Source organism: Aeromonas mytilicola subsp. aquatica, from assembly GCF_044336385.1.
GTDB classification, from domain to species: domain Bacteria; phylum Pseudomonadota; class Gammaproteobacteria; order Enterobacterales; family Aeromonadaceae; genus Aeromonas; species Aeromonas rivipollensis.
In genome coordinates this window covers 416,527-433,933 of the sequence record NZ_CP172298.1, presented here as the reverse complement: position 1 = coordinate 433,933, position 17,407 = coordinate 416,527, and the positions used below count along the sequence as shown (strand labels likewise).

Here is a 17,407-nt window from a genome sequence, read left to right as displayed (position 1 = left end):
TCCTGTTAGCTGACGGTGGCTTCTTCGAACAGCTGGAACTCGATCTCGCCCTGCTCCACCAGTTCCCGCACCAGTTGCATCACCTCTTCCCTGGCCTGCTCCACCTTGCGCAGGGAGACGCTGCCCTGATCCTGGATCTGGGCTTCCAGTGCCTGCGCCATCCGCTTGGGCATGGCACCCAGCACCACCTTGCGAAAACCGGCGTCGGTATTCTTCAGCGCCAGCGCCAGCAGATCCGCCGGCAGCTCCTGCACCAGACGCTGCAGGGTGTCGTCGCTCTGGCGACGCAGGGCCATGAAGTCGAACATGTTCTTCTCGATCTCGAGGGCCATGTCGCCGTCGTGTTCCCGCAGCAGGGAGAGCATCTGCTCCTTGTCACCCTGATAGCGGTTGAGGATGTCGGCCACCTGGCGCACCCCGTTCACCTTGGCCCCGGACTGGTCAGCCACGTAGGCGAGGCAGCGATCCAGGGTCAGCCTCAGCTCCGCCAGCACATGCTCGCTGACCGAGCTGAGGCTGGCGACCCGGACCAGCAGATCGTCGTGGAGCGACCCCGGCAGGGCATCGAGCACGGCCGAGGCGGTCTGGGGCGGCAGGAAGGCGAGCAGCACCGCCTGCATCTGGGGGTGTTCGTTGCGAAAGAAGCGGGCCAGGACATCCGCGGGCACCCATTGCAGGCGCTGGATGTCCTGGCTCATCGCATCGCCATAGAGGCTGTCGAGCAGGCTGCGGGAGAGGCGCTGACCCAGCGCCAGATCCAGGGTCTGCTCCAGGTACTCCCGAGACGCGCTGCCGATGCCGCTCTGCTCGCGATACTGGTTGAAGAACTGCTGCAGGGTCCACTTTGCCTCTATCGAACTGACGCCGGAGAGGCCCGCCATCTTGGAGATGAGCCGTTGCACCTCGTCCCGCGACAGCTTCTGCATCACCTTGGCGGCCGCCTCTGTGCCCATGCTCAGCAGCAGGATGGCGGCCTTCTCGAGGTTGTCGATGTCGATGTCGACCGCGCTCTGGTTCAGATTACCGTTGTTCATTGCCACTCACCCATTGTCTGACCACTTCCGCCACCCGGGCAGTGTCTTTATCCACCAGCAGTTGCAGGTGCTTGAGCTGCACCTCGAGCTCGGAGCCAGGCTCCGGCAGCGCCTCCAGATCCAGTGAGGAGAACTGGGGTTCCAGCTTGTATTCCGCCTGCTGCAGGCTCTTGCCAATCGCGGTACCGTCAGCCTCGTCATCCCCTTCACGGCGCATGGAGAGGCCTATGGTCGGTTCCTGCTCTTCATCCTGCTCCTTTTCCGACTCGGCATCAGGATATTGTTGGGTACGCACCAGGTGCTTCACCAGGGGGCGAATGCCGAAGAACACCAGGGTCAGTCCCAGCAGGCCACCCACCAGGTAGCGCAGGGAGTCTTGCCAGTAAGGGGTCTCCAGCCAGCTCGACTCAGGTGGCGTCACAGGCACGGCGCCGGTGAAGTCGAACACCTGCAGGCTGATCTGATCGCCACGCACGCCGTCAAAGCCGACGGAGCGTTCCACCATCTGGCGGATCTGCTCCAGCTGCTCCGCACTCCAGCCCCCCTTGGGGCCGCTCTGCTGATTGAGCAGTATGGAGACGTTCATCCGCTCCAGTCGTCCCTGCTGATAGCGGGTATGCACTATGGTGCGGCTGTTCTCGTACTGCTTGCTGACCTCCTGCCGTTCGGTGCGGGTGTCATTCTTGGCAGGCTCCGGCGCCGCCGCATTCCCCTCGGCAGCCGGTTCGGTCTGGGGCGCCGTCTCGGGAGGACGGTTGGACAGGGCCCCCGGAATGCCGAGCGCCAGGGCATCTATGGTCTTGTCGGACTTGTTGGATTCCTTGGTCACCACACCGTTGGGATCCAGCTGCTGCTGGGTCTCTTCCACCGCGTTGAAGTTGACGTCAGCGGCGATCTGGACCCGGAAGTTGCCGGTGCCCAGCATGGGGTAGAGCATGTCGCTGGCACGCTGGCGGATGTACTGCTCCAGCTTGCGCACGTACTCCATCTGCTGGACGCTCTGCTTGCCGAATCCCGCCTTGTCGCCAAGTTCGGCACTCAGCAATTGGCCCGCCTGATCCACTATGGTCACGGCACCGGGCTTCATGCCCGAGATGCTGCCCGCCACCAGGTTGGCGATGGCCTCGACCTGACCCGGCTCCATGGACTGGCCGGGTTGTAGATCCAGCATCACGGAGGCGCTGGGTTTCTCTTCGTCACGGCCGACAAACAGGGTTCGCTTGGGGATGGCCAGATGCACCCGGGCACTGCGCACCGCATCCAGCGAGATGATGGTTCTGGCCAGCTCCCCTTCCAGGGCATGGCGATAACGCGCCCCTTCCATGAACTCGCTGGTGCCAAGACCTGTCACTGTGTCCAGCCCCTCGAGGCCGGCCGGCATGGCCGCCCTGACCCCGCGCGCCGCCAGTGCCATGCGCACGTGGGCGAGCTGGCTCTCCGGCACCAGGATCTGGCCCGAGCTTTTCTCCAGCCGGAAGGGCACCTGCTCCTTCTCCAGCATCTCCATGATGTTGGCGGTGTCGTAGAGCTCCTGCTTGCCGTAGAGCGGCACATAGTTCTTGCTGGAGGTCCAGAGAATCACCACTATGGTGCCCGCCACTATGGCGGCAAGCAGCGCTATGGTCAGGATGGATTTGTTGTCCCGGGACAGGGTGCGCCAGTTGCGCATCCCTTCCTGTACCCGGGCGATCAGGGAGCCCGACGCCCCCGGCGAGGATGATACCAATTCAGTCATGACCTACCCTCAGAGCGGCATGCGCATGATGTCATCGAAGCCTGTCATCAGTTTGTTGCGCACCTGCATCAGGGCGGAAAAACTGAGACCTGCCTTCTGGCTGGCCACCATGGCCCCCACCAGATCGTCGCTCTGACCCGCGTCGACGGCGGTCATCAAGCTGGACGCGACATTCTGCTGTTCGTTGACCCGGCCGACGACGTCACGCATGGCGTCGCTGAACGAGACAGCCGAGGCGTCGTTAGGCTCGATGGAAGGGGTGTGACTGGCGACGCGCTGCATTTCCTGCATCTGCTGCAGTAGCGTCACCTGTGATGACATGATCTCAATCTTCACTCGGTTATCCCTTAGTTTTGAATCTGCTGCTCGACATCGATGCCCTGCTCGCGCATGGCAGCCAGCTTGTATCTAAGTGCCCGGGTCGTCATCCCAAGGGCTTCGGCCGTACGAGTCCGGTGACCACGAAAACGGCGCAACGTCTCCAGGACGAATTGAAATTCGGCATGCCGTTTGGTCTCGCTGAGCCCCTCCGGGGCCGCAAGCGTATGCGGTAACAGGTTGTCGGCTTCGACGGCATAATGGGGCAGCATCAAATCGACCGCCTGAATATGCAATCCGCGAGCCATAATTAGCGCCCGCTGGATCACGTTGTCCAGTTCGCGCACATTGCCCGGCCAGTCATAGGAGAGCAGCTGCTTGCAGGCGCTCTCGCTGAGGCGGTATCCCTGCTGGGCGGCGTAGCGCTCGATGAAATACTCCGCCAGCGGCAGTATGTCGTCCGGCCGCTCCCGCAGGGCGGGCCAGCTCATGGGCAGTACATCGAGCCGATAGAAAAGGTCCTCGCGAAACTCCCCCTGCAGCACCAGCTCCCTCAGGTCTCTGTTGCTGGCGGCGATGATCCGCACATCCAGCGCAATCACCTGATGGCTGCCCAGCCGCTCGACCTCTTTCTCCTGCAGTACCCGCAGCAACTTGGCCTGCAATGCCAACGGCAGTTCGGAGATCTCGTCGAGCAGCAGGGTGCCCCCCTGGGCCAGCTCGAACTTGCCCTGCTGGCTGGCGGTCGCGCCGGTAAAGGCTCCCTTGCTGTGTCCGAACAGGATGGATTCGAGCATGGACTCGGGGATGGCTGCGCAGTTGATGGCTACGAAGGGCTTGTTCGCCCGGCTGGACATCTCGTGGATATAGCGGGCCAGCCGCTCCTTGCCCGTCCCCGACTCGCCGCCGATGAGGATGGTGGCCGAGGTTTTGGCTGCCCGCCTGGCGAGCTGCAATACCTGCAGGCTCAGGGGCGAGGTCGCGATCAGGTTGGGAATGGCCTGACGCAGGCGCAGGGCTCCCCTCACCACATCGAGGATCTGGCGCTGACTGAAAGGCTTGATGATGTAATCGATGGCGCCGGCCCGCATGGCCTCCGCCGCCAGATAGGCCTGGTGCTCATTGACCAGGATGACGCAGTCGGTACCCGCCAGCTCCTGCACCATTGAGGGTCCGGCCTCTGTCATGACCGCCATGTCGAGCAGCACGAGATCAGCGGAATGATTAGAGAGAAATTGCTTGGCCAGCGGGACAGAATTCAGGCAAGAAACGCGATAGCCTGCATTCAACAATATTCCCTCAATATCGTCTCCATTTGATAACGAAGAGGAAACTAATAATAAATGTGCATGAGATTCAATACCGACGGGTATTGAATTTTCCTTGATAGATAAATCAGAAAACATATTAACCCGAACCTGTGATTGCACATGAATCAATCAACAGAACTGACGCTCAAAAAATAAAAACGCACCAGGACGGGGTAGCACCTCTTATTGAGCACTTACCCTATATCGGTATGAAAACAAGGCTGGAATCATGACCTTGGTAACCCCGCTATCATTAGCATCAATGCCGTTAGACCGGAGGCTTTGCGTCCTGACTTTTCAGTTCAGTTTGCCTTTATCATGCGACGACCCGTATTAGGATGGCATGGCTTGGTTGTCCTTCAAGCCATGTGACACATCTGACTGTTTCTATTTTATTTTTTCACTGTCAGTCTATGTCGCGTCAAAAGCCGTCACATCATAACGGCTTTATATGACAATTCAAGCAGATGTGCGGAATAGTCTCTTCCTGCCGGCATATGGGCGTGGCAATTCCACTTCAGCCCAGGGTGCCAATTACTTCGACCCGCAAATCTTCCGGGATCTCGTTATAAGAGAGCACTTTGAGACCTTTCGAGAAGGATCGGGCATAGCGGGCGATCAGGGGCCTGAGCTGGGGCATGACCACCAGCACGGGCGCATACCCCTGCTGCTGCAACTGCTCCTTCACCAGCGGCATGTTCTGCTGCAACTGCGCCAGCAATTGCGGGTCGACCGGGAAGCTGTCCAGCTGGATTTTTCCCTGCTGCTGGGACTGGTTCATGGCCGTCAGCAGGGTCTGCTCCAGCCGGTCGTCCAGGGTGAAGGCCGCCAGTATGTCGCGGGATCCGATCGCCTGCCTGACGATCTGGCGCTTGAGGGCGCAGCGCACGTCCGAGGCCAGCAGCACAGGATCCTTGGTCAGCTCGCTCGCATCCAGCAAGGTGGTGGCTATGGTGCGGATGTCGGTGAGGCTGATCTGCTCCTTGAGCAATTGACGGAAGACCCGCAGTTGCTGCATCTGGGTCAGGGCCAGATTGAGCTCTTCCGCCAGGCGGGGGGACTGGGTGGCCAGATACTGCCCCAGCTTGCCCACCTCGTCATGGCCGAAGAGCCCGTCGAGCTGCTCCCTGAGCAGCTTGCTGGCATGGGTGGCGATAACGGTGGCGGAGTCGACCACGGAGTAACCCAGGTTGAGCGCCTTGGCCTTGTTGTCCGGCGAGATCCAGACCGCGTTCATGCCATAGGCCGGATCCTGGGTCAGCTCGCCGTCCAGGGCGCCATAAGTCTCGCCGCTGCTGATGGCCATCAGCCGCTGGCAATCCACATTGCCCGTGGCCAGAGCGATGCCAGACAGCTTGATGCGATACTGCTCCGGTTGCAGTTGCAGGTTGTCACGCACCCGGATCTCGGGCAGCAGGAAACCATACTGCTCCGAGAGTGTCTTGCGAATGCCGCGCACCCGGGCGAGCAGCTCGGCCCCCTTGTTCGCCTCGGCCAGCGGCACCAGCCGATAACCCAGTTCGATGGCGACCGCATCCACCGGCGGCAGATCCTGCCAGTCCAGCCCTTGCGGCTCCGGCTGCACCATCTGCCTCGTCAGCTCCTCTGCCGCATCCAGAGCCGGATCCTTTGCCCGGCGCTGACTGACGCTCCAGCCGGTCCAGGCCAGCACGGCGGCAAAGCTGAGGAAGGCCAGCATGGGCATGCCGGGCACCAGGCCCAGGATCAGCATGATGGCCGCCGCCGTATAGATGACCCGGGGAGAGGCTAGGATCTGCTGGCCGACCTGATCCGACATCTCTCCCTCGTCGCTCACCCGAGTGACTATGATGGCTGCCGCGGTGGACATCAGCAGGGAGGGGATCTGGGCGACCAGACCATCACCTATGGTGAGCAGGGCATAGATGCGGAAGGCATCGGAAACCGGCAGCGAGTGCTGGAAGATACCGATGGCGAGACCACCCACCAGGTTGATGATGAGCACCAGCAAGCCGGCGATGGCATCGCCACGGACAAACTTGGAGGCCCCGTCCATGGCGCCGTAGAAGTCGGCTTCTCTGGCGATCTCTTCCCGCCTGGCGCGGGCCTGGTGCTGATCCAGGGTGCCGGCGTTGAGATCGGCATCTATGGCCATCTGCTTGCCCGGCATGGCATCCAGGGTGAAGCGGGCGGAGACTTCGGAGATCCGCTCCCCCCCCTTGGTGATCACCACGAAGTTGATGATCATCAGGATCACGAACACCACCATACCCACCACGTAGTTGCCGCCTATCACCACTTCCCCGAAGGCCTGGATGACCTTGCCGGCGGCATCGTTGCCCTCATGACCATGGAGCAGCACCACCCGGGTGGAGGCGACGTTGAGCGACAGCCTCATCAGGGTGGCCACCAGCAGCACGGTCGGGAATACGGAGAAATCGAGGGGGCGGCGAGCGGAGACAGAGACCAGCAGCACCAGCACCGCCAGCACTATGTTGAAGGTGAACAGGGCGTCCAGCAGCCAACCGGGCAGAGGCAGTATCATCATCGCCAGGATGGCCAGCAGCATCATGGGGATAGCTGTATAGGATTGGGTCAATACACGCCAGTTCACAACTTACCTCTCAGGTTGACGTAACTCGGGCGGCACATGCAGAGGTGCAAGGGGATTGGGTTTTCTGCCCTTGCCTGCCTCATAGGCCCGTAACTGCAATACGTGGTTCAATACATAGGCGACCGCTGTGTAGAGGCCCGCCGGCACTTCCTGATCCACCCGGGTGGAGTAATAGATGGCCCGGGTCAGATCCGGCAGGCTCATCACCATCTTGTCGTGCTGCCTGGCGACCTCGCGGATCCGCTCCGCCATGCCGTCTATGCCCTTGGCAATTACATAGGGGGCGTTGGCCCGCGCGGGATCATACTTGATGGCGACCGCGTAATGGGTCGGGTTCACTATGATCACGTCTGCCTGCGGCACCCGTTGTTCGATGCGCGCCCGCGCCAGCATGCCCTGCACCTGGCGGATCCTGGCCTTGATCTCGGGGCGCCCCTCGCTGTTCTTGTGCTCGTCCTTGACCTCCTGCTTGGTCATCTTCAACTGCTTGTTCAAAGACCAGCGCTGATAGGGGACATCCAGCACGGCGATCAGCATCTGCACACTGCCTAGCAAGATAAATGCCTGAGAGAGGATGCGCAGCGCCTGTTCCATGGCTGCCTGGGGCGGCATGCGGTTCATCATCATCAGCAGGGGCCACTGGTGCTGGAGCATCAGGGCCAGGGTGCCGCCGATCAGCAGCACCTTGAGAAGGGATTTCAGCAGTTCCATCAGGCTGTGGGTCGAGAACATCCGCTTGAGGCCCTTGAGCGGATTGAGCTTCTCCCCGCTTGGCATCAGCTTCTTCCAAACCAGCACCATGCCCCCCGGCACTATGCTGAGCAGGATCAGCAACAGGGCGAGCAGGCCGAACAGCGGCAGCAGGACCCACAACATGCCGATCAGCGCATCGGCGGTCCACTGGATCATCATCTGCGGATCCCGCGCCCCCTGCCAGTTGAAGCGTTGGGGCTGCTTCATCAGCTCGGCAAAGAAAAGACCGAAGCTCGGCACCATCCACTGCATGGCCAGCCCACCTATCAGCAGCAGACCGGCGGAGCTCAGCTCCTTGGAGCGCGCTATCTGCCCCTCTTCCCGCGCCTTGCGCCGTTTCTGGGTGGAGGCCTCTTCGGTTTTGTCCTGGGCGCTGCTCTGACTCATGTCGGGGTCAACGCCCTGAGCTGGGCCAGCACATTGGCGACCAGATCCAGATACCGGGCCGGCACACCGCTGATGGAGATGGCCATGGTGAGCAGCCCCAGCAACAGCGTCATGGGGAAGCCCAGAGAGAAAATGTTCAGCGAGGGGGCGGTACGGTTCAGCACCCCGAAGGTGAGGTTGACCATCAGCATGGCCACCACGGCCGGCAGGGTCAGGATCAGGGCCGCCCCTATGCTCCAGCCGAACAGGCCTATGACACCCTTCAGGTCCAGCGCGTAGAGGGAGGCCCCCGGTGGCCAGCTGCGCAGGCTCTGCACCAGCACCTCCAGGGTCACCAGATGACCGTTCAGGCCGAGGAACAGCAGCGAGCAGAAGATCAGCATGATCTGGCTGACGATGGGCGCCGTGTCCCCGTTGGACGGATCATTCATCACCGCCATCGCCAGACCCATCTGCATGGAGAGGATCTGACCCGCCATGGTCATCACCATGAACAGCATCTGGATGCAGAGCCCGAACAGCAGACCGAACAGCAGTTGCTCCAGGGTCAGCACCATCATGCCGACGCTGAAGGGATCCAGTGCCGGCATGCTCTTGAGCATGGGGGCGATCAGCAGGCTGATGACGAAGGCCAGAAAGATGCGGACCTGGGCCGGGATGCGGCCATCACCAAACACCGGCATCACCCAGAAGGCTGCCGCGATACGAATGAAGGGCCACCACCACTGTCCCAGCCAGGCGGTCAGCTCGGCCGCACTGAGCGACAGCAGGGAGTTCATCCGATGAGCCCGGGGATCTTCTGAAACAGGTCGGAAAACAGGGTGGTGATCTGCGACAGCAGCCAGTTCCCCGTGAAGATCAGCGTCAACAGGGTCACGATGAAACGGGGCAGGAAGCTGAGGGTCTGCTCCTGGATCTGGGTCGCGGCCTGGAAGATGCTGACCACCAGACCGACGATGAGCCCGGGCACGATCAGCACCGAGACCATGATGACCACCAGGTTCACGGCGCCCCCGACCAGGGCAACGCTCTGTTCAGGTGTCACCTCAGCCTCCGCCGCCGAAACTGGCCGCCAGGGTACCGACCGTCATGGACCAGCCATCCACCAGCACGAAGACCATCAGCTTGAATGGCAACGAGATGATGAGGGGCGAGAGCATCATCATCCCCATCGCCATCAGCACGCTGGCGACCACCAGATCGATGACCAGGAAGGGAATGAACAGCATGAAGCCAATCTGGAAGGCGGTGTTCAACTCGCTCAATACGAAGGCGGGCAACAGCACGCCGAAGGGCACCTCGCTCTTGGCGAGGGTGGTGGGCTCGCCGGAGATGCGCAACATCTGCTCCAGATCCGGCTCCCGGGTCTGGGCCAGCATGAATTGCCGCAGGGGTTTCTCCGCCCGGGCCAGCCCCTCGGACAGGGTAATCTCGTTCTGGTCATAGGGCACGAAGGCGTGCTGATACATCTCTGTCCAGACCGGTCTCATGATCACCAGGGTCAGGATCAGGCTGATGCCGATCAGCACCCGGTTGGGGGGGCTCTGCTGCAACCCCATGGCCTGACGCAGGATGGCCAGCACTATGATGATCCGGGTGAAGCTGGTCATCATCAGCAACAGGGTCGGCAACAGACCCAGCAGGGTCATGAAGAAGAGGATCTGCAGCTTGATACTGTAATCCTCGCCCCCGGTATCGCTGGGGGAGACAGAGAACAGCGTCATGTCTGCGCCCCAGCTCGGCAGCGCGAACAGCAGCAGGGCAACCGGCAGGTAACGCATCAGTCGTTCATGCCGCCCAGCAATTTAGTGTCCACGACGTCCACCAGCCGCAGCCCGTATTTGCCATTCACTACCACCACCTCGCCCTTGGCCAGCAGGCGACCGTTGACCCGCACATCCAGCGGTTCGCCCGCCAGCTTGTCCAGCTCGATGACGGCCCCCTCTTCCACCTTCATCAGTTCACCCAGCGCGACTTCGGTGCTGGCCACTTCCAGCGTCACCTTGACCGGGATCTGATGGAAAAAGGAGAGATCCCGCTGCTTGCTGCTACTGGTGGGCGCCATGTAGTCGGCCGCACTCGGCATGCTGATATCATCACCAAACAGCTGATCCAGGCCATCCAGATCCAGCGGGTCATTCATGTTGTGCTCGTTCACGATTCGACTACTCCTCTACCACAGTCGCAACCTGATACACCAGGCTGCCTTTATGTTCAGCAATGCGTCCATTAAAACAGGGGCGGTTGCCGATCAGGGCCGGCACCACCTCGGGCAAATCCAGCGAGAGCACATCCCCCACCTTGAGGCATTCCAGATCCGCCAGTGTCATGGACATCTGCCCCATGACCACCCGCAGTTGCACCGGCACCTGGATCAGGGCCTGCTCAAGCTGCGCCTTCTGTACGGGATGACCGGCTCCTATGCTGAGGGTCTCCTCGGGAGGCGCCAGCCAGAACTGCCAGTCATGGGTGCTGCCACCGGCCAGCATGCTGGCCTCTGTCACCCAGAGCCGGGTTGCCGGCACCGCATCCCGGGTGATCAGGGTCAGCTGCCAGGCGAGGTCTCCCTGACCGAGGCAGGCAGACCAGATATCGATCTGGTACTGGCATAACCGCAGCAGCAATCGCTGCTCGGTATCGGTCAATCCCCTGCCATGGGCGGTCGTGGCGCCCTTGTGTTGCAGGGAGCCACCAAAGAACAGCACGGCAAGTTGATAGATGACGGTGGGAGAGATGGAGAAATAGGCGACACGCTGGGCATCCAGCGGGGTGCGCGCCTCGACCCAGATCAGGGTATCGTCGCGATCCTGGGGCAGCGCGGAGGAGAAATCCTGATAGCCCAGTTCGCAATCCGCCGCATTGAACAGCTGGGCCATGCAGCCCGATGCCTGCTGCGAAAAAGAGCCTAACTGGGCGTTGAGCTGCTTGAGCCGCCCCTGATTGGCTCGCTCGACGCCCAGCAGATCATAATGGGGAAGGGTTTTGCCCCGCTGCGCACAGAGCAACCGGGAAGGTGTGAGCATTACGCCGCTTGATGACATTACAAATCCACCTTTGCCATTTTCATCTCGCCCTACTGCCATATAGAGACTCTCATCAGGCCAGCCGCGTGATCGATACCAATAGTCCAGCCGACATAGAGCGACCGAAACGGGCGAGAACTTTATTACAAAACCCCAAAAGGCGCCACGCGACCGCATGGCCCGCCGAAAATAAAAATCCCGGCACCAGAGGTGCCGGGATTTTAAGGTAATCACTTACCAGAAATAGGTCGGAGTCGGCCTGTAAGCCGGGTTCTGTACCGGGTTGCCCCGGGTAGCAATCATTCCTCTAGGCCAGCAATCGCCCACTGGCTCAAGCAACCTACCCGCCCCCAACGCGGGCCGCGCCAATAGGGGCCTATTTGGTCTTGCTTCGGGTGGAGTTTACCGTGCCACGAACTGTTGCCAGTCGCGCGGTGCGCTCTTACCGCACCCTTTCACCCTTACCTGATCCCTTGCGGGCCATCGGCGGTTTGCTCTCTGTTGCACTGGTCGTAGGCTCGCGCCTCCCAGGCGTTACCTGGCACCCTGCCCTATGAAGCCCGGACTTTCCTCCCCTCCGCCCGTCTGTCCCGAGGGACACAACGACGAAGCAGCGATTGCCCAGCCGACTCCGAGGCGCGGATTATAGCCTCGTGACACAGTGGGGTAAACCGGCAATTCCCGTTTGCAGCAATTAATAGTGCGCCAACCCCCGCCGGCCGGGCCCACTCTTGCGGGCCCCCTGGCTTGCACCAGTCAGTACGCTCTCATTTTGCCTATTTTTACGCCTTGGCGGTGCTCATTTGACCTGCTTGCACGGCTCAGTGGTGCTCGAGACCGTATTTGTAGAGGGCATTCTTTTTCACACCGTGGATCTCGGCGGTGAGAGCCGCCGCTTTTTTCAGCGGCAGCTCCGCCACCAGCAGCCCCAGGGTGCGGATAGCCTCGGCGGGCAGCTCTTCATCCACCTTGCTGGCACCGGCGACCACCAGCACGATTTCGCCACGGCAGCGATTATCGTCTTCCCCAAGCCAGGTCAGCATCTCGGAGGCAGGCAGGCCGTGGATGGATTCGAAAGTCTTGGTCAGTTCGCGGCACACCACCACCTGGCGTTCACCGAGAATGCGAGCGATGGCTTCCACCGTATCCTGCACCCGGCGCGGCGACTCGTAGAACACCAGGGAGCGGGTATCCTCGATGACGGCCTGCAGCCTGTCGTCGCGCCCCTTGGCTTTTGCCGGCAGAAACCCTTCGAAGGCGAAGCGATCTGTGGGCAGACCGGCGGCAGAGAGTGCAGTGATGGCGGCGCAAGGGCCCGGCAGCGGCACCACCTTGACCCCGGCCTCGCGACAGCGGGTGACCAGGTGATAGCCGGGGTCGCTGATGAGCGGCGTACCCGCATCCGAGACCAGGGCAACGCTCTTGCCTTCCTTGATCCGGCCGATCAGCACATCCGCCTTCTGCTGCTCGTTGTGATCGTGCAGGGCGAAGGTCGGCACCGAGATCTGGTAGTGGCTAAGCAGGATGCCGGAGTGCCGGGTATCTTCGGCGGCCACCAGATCGACGCTGCGTAAAATGTCCAATGCACGCTGGGTGATATCCGCCAGATTACCGATGGGAGTGGGGACTATATACAGGGTTGGGGTGTCACTCATGGGATCTCCGAGTGTCCCGACAATTGTGTCGCCATATTGGCCCGTTTACACTATGGAGAACTTCAACACTGGTCGGGGAATGAACTTGAACCGGGTTACAAAGCAGCTAAGTGTATCACGACTCTTCGGCATCATACTCGCGGCAGTACTGCTCGCCGCCTGTGCGTCGGAGCCCAACCCATCTTCCGCGGAGCCCGGCATGCCGTCGGCGTTCTCGGATCTGACCAAGAATGCCCAGTGGTATCTGGAGCAGGTGGATCCCGCCAAACCGACCGAGGCCTTCACCTGGCAGGTGATGGCGGCGCGCAGTTATCTGGCGCTCGGCCAGGCCAAACCGGCCGCCGCCCTGTATCAACAGTTGCAGAAGCAGGCCGGCAACCCGGTGCAGCAGGCACAACTGCAACTGCTGCAGGCGCACCTCTTGCTGGCTCAGGGCAATGCCAACCAGGCGCTGATCCTGCTGGAGGGCAAGCCGGAAGTGGCCCTCGATGCCGATACCCAGAAGGATTGGTATCGCCAACGGGTGGTGCTGCAACTGGACATCAACAACAAGTTTGGTGCGGCCAAGTCGCTGATCCTGCTGGAGCCTTACCTGGCCAAGAATGAGCTGGCCACCAACCACCAGCAGATCTGGTCACTGCTGAAAAGCATGACCCCCTCCACCCTGCAGGCGCTGGAAGAGGCGCCGGCCCCCGACGTGACCACCGGCTGGCTGCGACTGGCGGCACTGGTGAACGAGTTTGGCGCCCAGCCAAGTCAACTCGCGCGCCAGCTCGCAGGCTGGAAACAGAGCTTCCCGAACCACCCGGCCCAGACTGACATGCCGGCCGGCCTCGGGGATCTCGCCACCACGGATACAGGAGCACTGCAGCAGGTCGCCGTCTTCCTGCCGCTCTCCGGCAACCTGGAGGCGCAGGGCGCCGCCATCCGCAACGGCATGCTGATGTCCTACAAGGATAATCAGGGGCAATTCACCCTGAACTTCTATGACACTCAGGGCAAGGCGATGGGGGATCTCTACAAGCAGGCGATCCAGGAGGGGGCCAACATGATCATTGGCCCACTGCTCAAAGACCAGGTCGAGGAGCTGCTCAAGGCCAATCCGGCCGTGCCGGTGCTGGCGCTCAACGAGCTGGACAAGCCAGTCATCAACGACAACACCTTCTACTTCTCCCTCTCCGCCGCCGCCGATGCGAGCCAGGCCGCCCAGTACCTCTATGGTCAGGGTTACCGCAAGCCGCTGCTGATCGCGGCGCAAGGCCGGATTGGCTACAGCAGCATCAAGGCATTCGAGCAGGCCTGGGCCGGCGTCAGCCAGGAGAAACCCGTGGTCGCCACCTTCGGGGCGCGCAACGAGGTGCAGGGCATGGTCAAGAATGCCCTGAGCGGTCGTTCCACCGCCCGGGCCGGGGAGATAGTGCAGCTCTCTGATGCCGCGCCGCGCAGCATAGATGCCGTCTATGTGGTGGCCAACAGCCTGGAGACCCGGATGATCAAGCCCTATGTGGACATCTCGGTCAATCCCATGGGCAGCCTGCCCATCTACAGCAGCTCGCGAGGCTATGACAGCGGGGCGACCGAGGTGGCTTCCGAACTCAACGGCATGCACATCTCCGACATGCCGCTGCTGCTGGGAGGCTATGAGCAGCAACGGGAACAGATAGCCCTGCTCTGGCCACAGACCCAAGGTGACCTGCTGCGCCTGTTTGCCCTCGGCTACGATGCGGTCAGCCTGGCCGGCAACCTGCCGCAGATGCGCAAGCTCAATGCCATGCAGCAACCGGGCATGAGCGGGCAGCTGAGCGTGGATCCCCAGGGCAACATAGTGCGCATGCTGGACTGGGCCACCTACCAGAACGGCAAGCTGGTCAGCGACAGCGCCGTGCCCCAGCTGGAGGACGCTACCCATGAAGAGGCTACTGGCACAACTGCACCAGCAGTGGTTGAACCTGTTGCCGTCGGCAGCGACGAACAAGGGACAGCACTTTGAGCAAGTAGCGGAATGCTGGTTGCAGGCCCGCGGCCTGCAACCCGTGACCCGCAACTACCGCTGCCGTGGTGGTGAAATAGATCTCGTCATGCGCCAGGGGGATACCCTGGTGTTTGTCGAGGTCAGATATCGCGCTCGGGCCAGCCATGGCGGAGCCGCCAGCTCGGTCACCCGGCGCAAGCAGCACAAGATCGTGCTGGCCGCGCGCCACTATTTCAAGCAACATGCCATCAACGAGGCCAGCCAGGCCTGCCGATTCGATGTGATCGCGTTCGAGGGCGACCAGCCAGACTGGATCCAGAACGCTTTTTAAGAGGACCCCATGACTGATCCCATCAAAGAGAATTACACCGAAAGCATCCAGACCAAGATAGCCGCCGCCGAGGCGCTGCCGGACGCCATCCACACCGCGGCCCAGATGCTGACCATCTGCCTGCTCAATGGCCACAAGGTCATGGCATGCGGCAATGGCCCCTCCTCGGCCCTGGCACAGCTGTTCATCTCCGAGCTGGTCAACTGCTACGAGACACCACGCCCCTCTCTGCCCGGCCTGGCCCTGACCCCCGACATGGCCACCATCAGCGCCATCGCCACCGATCACGGCTTCGAAGAGGTCTATGCCAAGCAGATCAGGGCTCTGGGTCAACCCGGCGACATCCTGGTGGTGCTCACCACCACGGGCAACAGCCGCAGCCTGATCAAGGCCGCTGAGGCGGCACTCTCCCGCGACATGACCATCATAGTGCTCGGGGGGGGCGACGGTGGTGAGATAGCCGGCCTGCTCGGGCCCAATGACGTGGAGATCCGCGTGCCATCCGCCCGCCGTCCTCGCATTCTGGAAGTGAATCTGTTGACCCTGCACTGCCTCTGTGATCTCATCGACCAGACACTTTTCCCGCAACAGGAAGATTGAAACCATGAAGAAGCCTATTCTCGCACTCGCCCTGCTGACCGGCGCCCTGCTGCTGCAAGGCTGTGCCGCCGTGGTAGTGGGTGGCGCAGCCGGTACCGCCAAGGCGACCGGGGATCGTCGCACCCTGGGTGCCCAGTGGGACGATCAGACCATAGAGCTGAAAGCGGCCAATCTGCTGGCCGACAACAAGTCGCTGAGCGCCTCCAGCAAGATCAGCGTCTACAGCAACAACGGCCGTGTCTTGCTGGTCGGTCAGACACCGTCTGACGCTTACAAGCAGGAAGCGGGCAAGATTGTGGGCCGGATCGAAGGGGTTCGTCATGTCTACAATGAGCTGCGCCTCGGCAAGCCGGTGAGCATAGGAGTACGCAGCAACGATACCTGGATCACCTCCAAGGTACGGGCCGACATGCTGGGCACCAAGAACTTCGACAGCACCAAGGTCAAGGTGGTCACCGAGAACAGCGAGGTGTTTCTCATCGGCCTGGTGACCCGTCAGGAAGGGGATCAGGCAGTGGAGATCGCCCGCCACGTCAGCGGGGTCAAGCAGGTGATCAAGGCCTTCGAATTTGCCCAGAACTAAGCGGGCAATGATGGGATAAAAAAACGCAGCCAGTTGGCTGCGTTTTTTATTTGATGACTTTCAGGGTCGGACGACCCGTCGGGCGCGGTGGCTCCGGCTCGGGTTCTACCGGCGCCTCGGCCTGCTCCAGCCAGAGATCGTAGCCAGGCTCGGGCGGGAACAGGGTTCCCACGCCGTTTTCCCTGGCATGAATGGCCAATATGGCCGCCATGGGAATGTAGACCTGCTGTGACACGCCACCGAAGCGAGCGCTGAAGCTGACGGCATCATTATCCATGTGGAACTGGCCCACGGCCCGAGGCGCTATGTTCAGGACGATCTGCCCATCCTGCACGAACTGCATCGGCACCATCACATGGGGGATATTGGCATTGACCACCAGATGCGGGGTCAAGTCGTTATCCAGCAACCAGTCAAAAAATGCCCGCAACAGATAGGGGCGACTGGGTGTCATGGTCGGTTCCATACTACTCATACGCTGGCACGGATCTCGCGTTCAGCCTCGGTCAGGGAGGCCTGGAAGGATTCACGTTCGAACAGGCGGACCATGTAAGCCTTCAGCTCTTTGGCACCACGACCGGTGAAGTCGATGCCCAGGCTCGGCAGACGCCACAGCAGCGGAGCCATGTAACAGTCAACCAGACCGAACTCTTCGCTCATGAAGTAGGGCATTTCACCGAAGATCGGCGCTATGGCCAGCAGGTTGTCACGCAGCTCGGCACGGGCGGCTTCGGTATCGGTGCCCGCCATGATCTTGTCGGCCAGCGAGTACCAGTCCAGCTCGATGCGATGCATCATCAGACGGCTGTTGCCGCGAGCCACCGGATAGACAGGCATCAGGGGCGGGTGCGGGAAGCGCTCGTCCAGATACTCCATGATGATGCGCGAGGTGTACAACGCCAGCTCGCGATCCACCAGAGTCGGTACAGTGTTGTACGGGTTCAGCTCGGCCAGCTCGTCCGGCAGGTTGCTCGGGTCAACCTGGCAGATATCCACGCTAACACCCTTCTCCGCCAGGACAATACGCACCTGATGGCTGAACATATCGTTGGCACCGGAAAACAGCGTCATTACCGAACGCTTATTGGCAGCTACAGCCATTGAACCCTCCCG

Annotated in this window: 18 protein-coding genes, 1 other RNA gene and 1 riboswitch; of the genes, 4 read left to right on the top strand and 15 right to left on the bottom strand. The window is 61.4% G+C overall.

Annotated elements, in window-relative coordinates:
• Positions 1–5: 5 nt before the first annotated feature.
• The 13 genes from fliGL to rsmI form a co-directional block, all read right to left on the bottom strand.
• Positions 6–1,034: a lateral flagellar motor switch protein FliGL gene (gene fliGL, locus ACFWHB_RS02175; protein ID WP_025328497.1), complete on the bottom strand. Its 1,029-nt coding sequence runs from the start codon at positions 1,032–1,034 to the stop codon at positions 6–8.
• Complete coding sequence (gene fliFL / locus ACFWHB_RS02170) at positions 1,021–2,760, bottom strand: lateral flagellar M-ring protein FliFL (RefSeq protein ID WP_395950164.1); 1,740 nt, start codon at positions 2,758–2,760, stop codon at positions 1,021–1,023. Before fliFL ends, fliGL begins: the two co-directional genes overlap by 14 nt.
• An 18-nt stretch (positions 2,761–2,778) precedes the next feature.
• Positions 2,779–3,105 carry a lateral flagellar hook-basal body complex protein LfiE gene (lfiE, locus tag ACFWHB_RS02165; RefSeq protein ID WP_139745535.1) on the bottom strand — a complete coding sequence of 109 codons (327 nt, stop codon included), beginning with the start codon at positions 3,103–3,105 and terminating at the stop codon, positions 2,779–2,781.
• A gap of 11 nt (positions 3,106–3,116) precedes the next feature.
• The gene (gene lafK / locus ACFWHB_RS02160) at positions 3,117–4,379 is read right to left on the bottom strand and encodes a lateral flagellar response regulator transcription factor LafK (protein WP_394293784.1); all 1,263 of its coding nucleotides are present in this window, start codon (positions 4,377–4,379) and stop codon (positions 3,117–3,119) included.
• A gap of 252 nt (positions 4,380–4,631) precedes the next feature.
• Positions 4,632–4,719: riboswitch (cyclic di-GMP riboswitch) on the bottom strand.
• Positions 4,720–4,914: 195 nt separating this feature from the next.
• Complete coding sequence (gene lfhA, locus ACFWHB_RS02155) at positions 4,915–6,990, bottom strand: lateral flagellar biosynthesis protein LfhA (RefSeq protein WP_139745537.1); 2,076 nt, start codon at positions 6,988–6,990, stop codon at positions 4,915–4,917.
• Between the two features lie 3 nt (positions 6,991–6,993).
• A complete protein-coding gene (gene flhB / locus ACFWHB_RS02150) occupies positions 6,994–8,130 on the bottom strand; it encodes a flagellar biosynthesis protein FlhB (protein ID WP_394293785.1) in 1,137 nt (378 codons plus the stop codon).
• The gene (gene lfiR / locus ACFWHB_RS02145; RefSeq protein WP_395949367.1) at positions 8,127–8,909 is read right to left on the bottom strand and encodes a lateral flagellar biosynthetic protein LfiR; all 783 of its coding nucleotides are present in this window, start codon (positions 8,907–8,909) and stop codon (positions 8,127–8,129) included. The genes flhB and lfiR overlap by 4 nt, the downstream gene beginning before the upstream one ends.
• A complete protein-coding gene (gene fliQ, locus ACFWHB_RS02140; protein ID WP_025328504.1) occupies positions 8,906–9,175 on the bottom strand; it encodes a flagellar biosynthesis protein FliQ in 270 nt (89 codons plus the stop codon). The genes lfiR and fliQ overlap by 4 nt, the downstream gene beginning before the upstream one ends.
• 1 nt (position 9,176) lies before the next feature.
• Positions 9,177–9,911, bottom strand: a complete 735-nt coding sequence (gene fliP / locus ACFWHB_RS02135; RefSeq protein ID WP_025328505.1) for a flagellar type III secretion system pore protein FliP — start codon at positions 9,909–9,911, stop codon at positions 9,177–9,179.
• Positions 9,911–10,288 (bottom strand): lateral flagellar motor switch protein LfiN, encoded by a 378-nt coding sequence (gene lfiN, locus ACFWHB_RS02130; RefSeq protein ID WP_139745540.1) that lies wholly within the window; start codon positions 10,286–10,288, stop codon positions 9,911–9,913. The genes fliP and lfiN overlap by 1 nt, the downstream gene beginning before the upstream one ends.
• 7 nt (positions 10,289–10,295) lie before the next feature.
• The gene (lfiM, locus tag ACFWHB_RS02125; RefSeq protein ID WP_276208830.1) at positions 10,296–11,153 is read right to left on the bottom strand and encodes a lateral flagellar motor switch protein LfiM; all 858 of its coding nucleotides are present in this window, start codon (positions 11,151–11,153) and stop codon (positions 10,296–10,298) included.
• Between the two features lie 246 nt (positions 11,154–11,399).
• An RNA gene (rnpB, locus tag ACFWHB_RS02120) (RNase P RNA component class A) lies at positions 11,400–11,786 on the bottom strand.
• Positions 11,787–11,974: 188 nt separating this feature from the next.
• Positions 11,975–12,808 (bottom strand): 16S rRNA (cytidine(1402)-2'-O)-methyltransferase, encoded by an 834-nt coding sequence (gene rsmI, locus ACFWHB_RS02115; protein WP_139745541.1) that lies wholly within the window; start codon positions 12,806–12,808, stop codon positions 11,975–11,977.
• A 199-nt stretch (positions 12,809–13,007) separates the two neighbouring features.
• Between rsmI and ACFWHB_RS02110 the strand changes: the two genes are divergently transcribed.
• Genes ACFWHB_RS02110 through dolP form a run of 4 tightly spaced genes read left to right on the top strand, consistent with a single transcriptional unit; the run spans position 13,008 to position 16,294 of the window.
• Positions 13,008–14,798: a penicillin-binding protein activator gene (locus tag ACFWHB_RS02110; RefSeq protein WP_395949366.1), complete on the top strand. Its 1,791-nt coding sequence runs from the start codon at positions 13,008–13,010 to the stop codon at positions 14,796–14,798.
• The gene (locus tag ACFWHB_RS02105; protein ID WP_262112132.1) at positions 14,716–15,111 is read left to right on the top strand and encodes a YraN family protein; all 396 of its coding nucleotides are present in this window, start codon (positions 14,716–14,718) and stop codon (positions 15,109–15,111) included. Before ACFWHB_RS02110 ends, ACFWHB_RS02105 begins: the two co-directional genes overlap by 83 nt.
• 9 nt (positions 15,112–15,120) lie before the next feature.
• Positions 15,121–15,711, top strand: coding sequence for a D-sedoheptulose-7-phosphate isomerase (locus ACFWHB_RS02100; RefSeq protein ID WP_005331389.1), 591 nt, complete (start codon positions 15,121–15,123; stop codon positions 15,709–15,711).
• Between the two features lie 4 nt (positions 15,712–15,715).
• Positions 15,716–16,294: a division/outer membrane stress-associated lipid-binding lipoprotein gene (dolP, locus tag ACFWHB_RS02095; protein ID WP_106885641.1), complete on the top strand. Its 579-nt coding sequence runs from the start codon at positions 15,716–15,718 to the stop codon at positions 16,292–16,294.
• 46 nt (positions 16,295–16,340) lie between these two features.
• Here dolP and ACFWHB_RS02090 read toward each other — a convergent pair whose 3' ends face one another.
• Positions 16,341–16,748 carry a ClpXP protease specificity-enhancing factor gene (locus ACFWHB_RS02090; RefSeq protein WP_025328512.1) on the bottom strand — a complete coding sequence of 136 codons (408 nt, stop codon included), beginning with the start codon at positions 16,746–16,748 and terminating at the stop codon, positions 16,341–16,343.
• A 17-nt stretch (positions 16,749–16,765) separates the two neighbouring features.
• Complete coding sequence (gene sspA, locus ACFWHB_RS02085) at positions 16,766–17,395, bottom strand: stringent starvation protein SspA (protein ID WP_025328513.1); 630 nt, start codon at positions 17,393–17,395, stop codon at positions 16,766–16,768.
• Positions 17,396–17,407 lie beyond the last annotated feature (12 nt).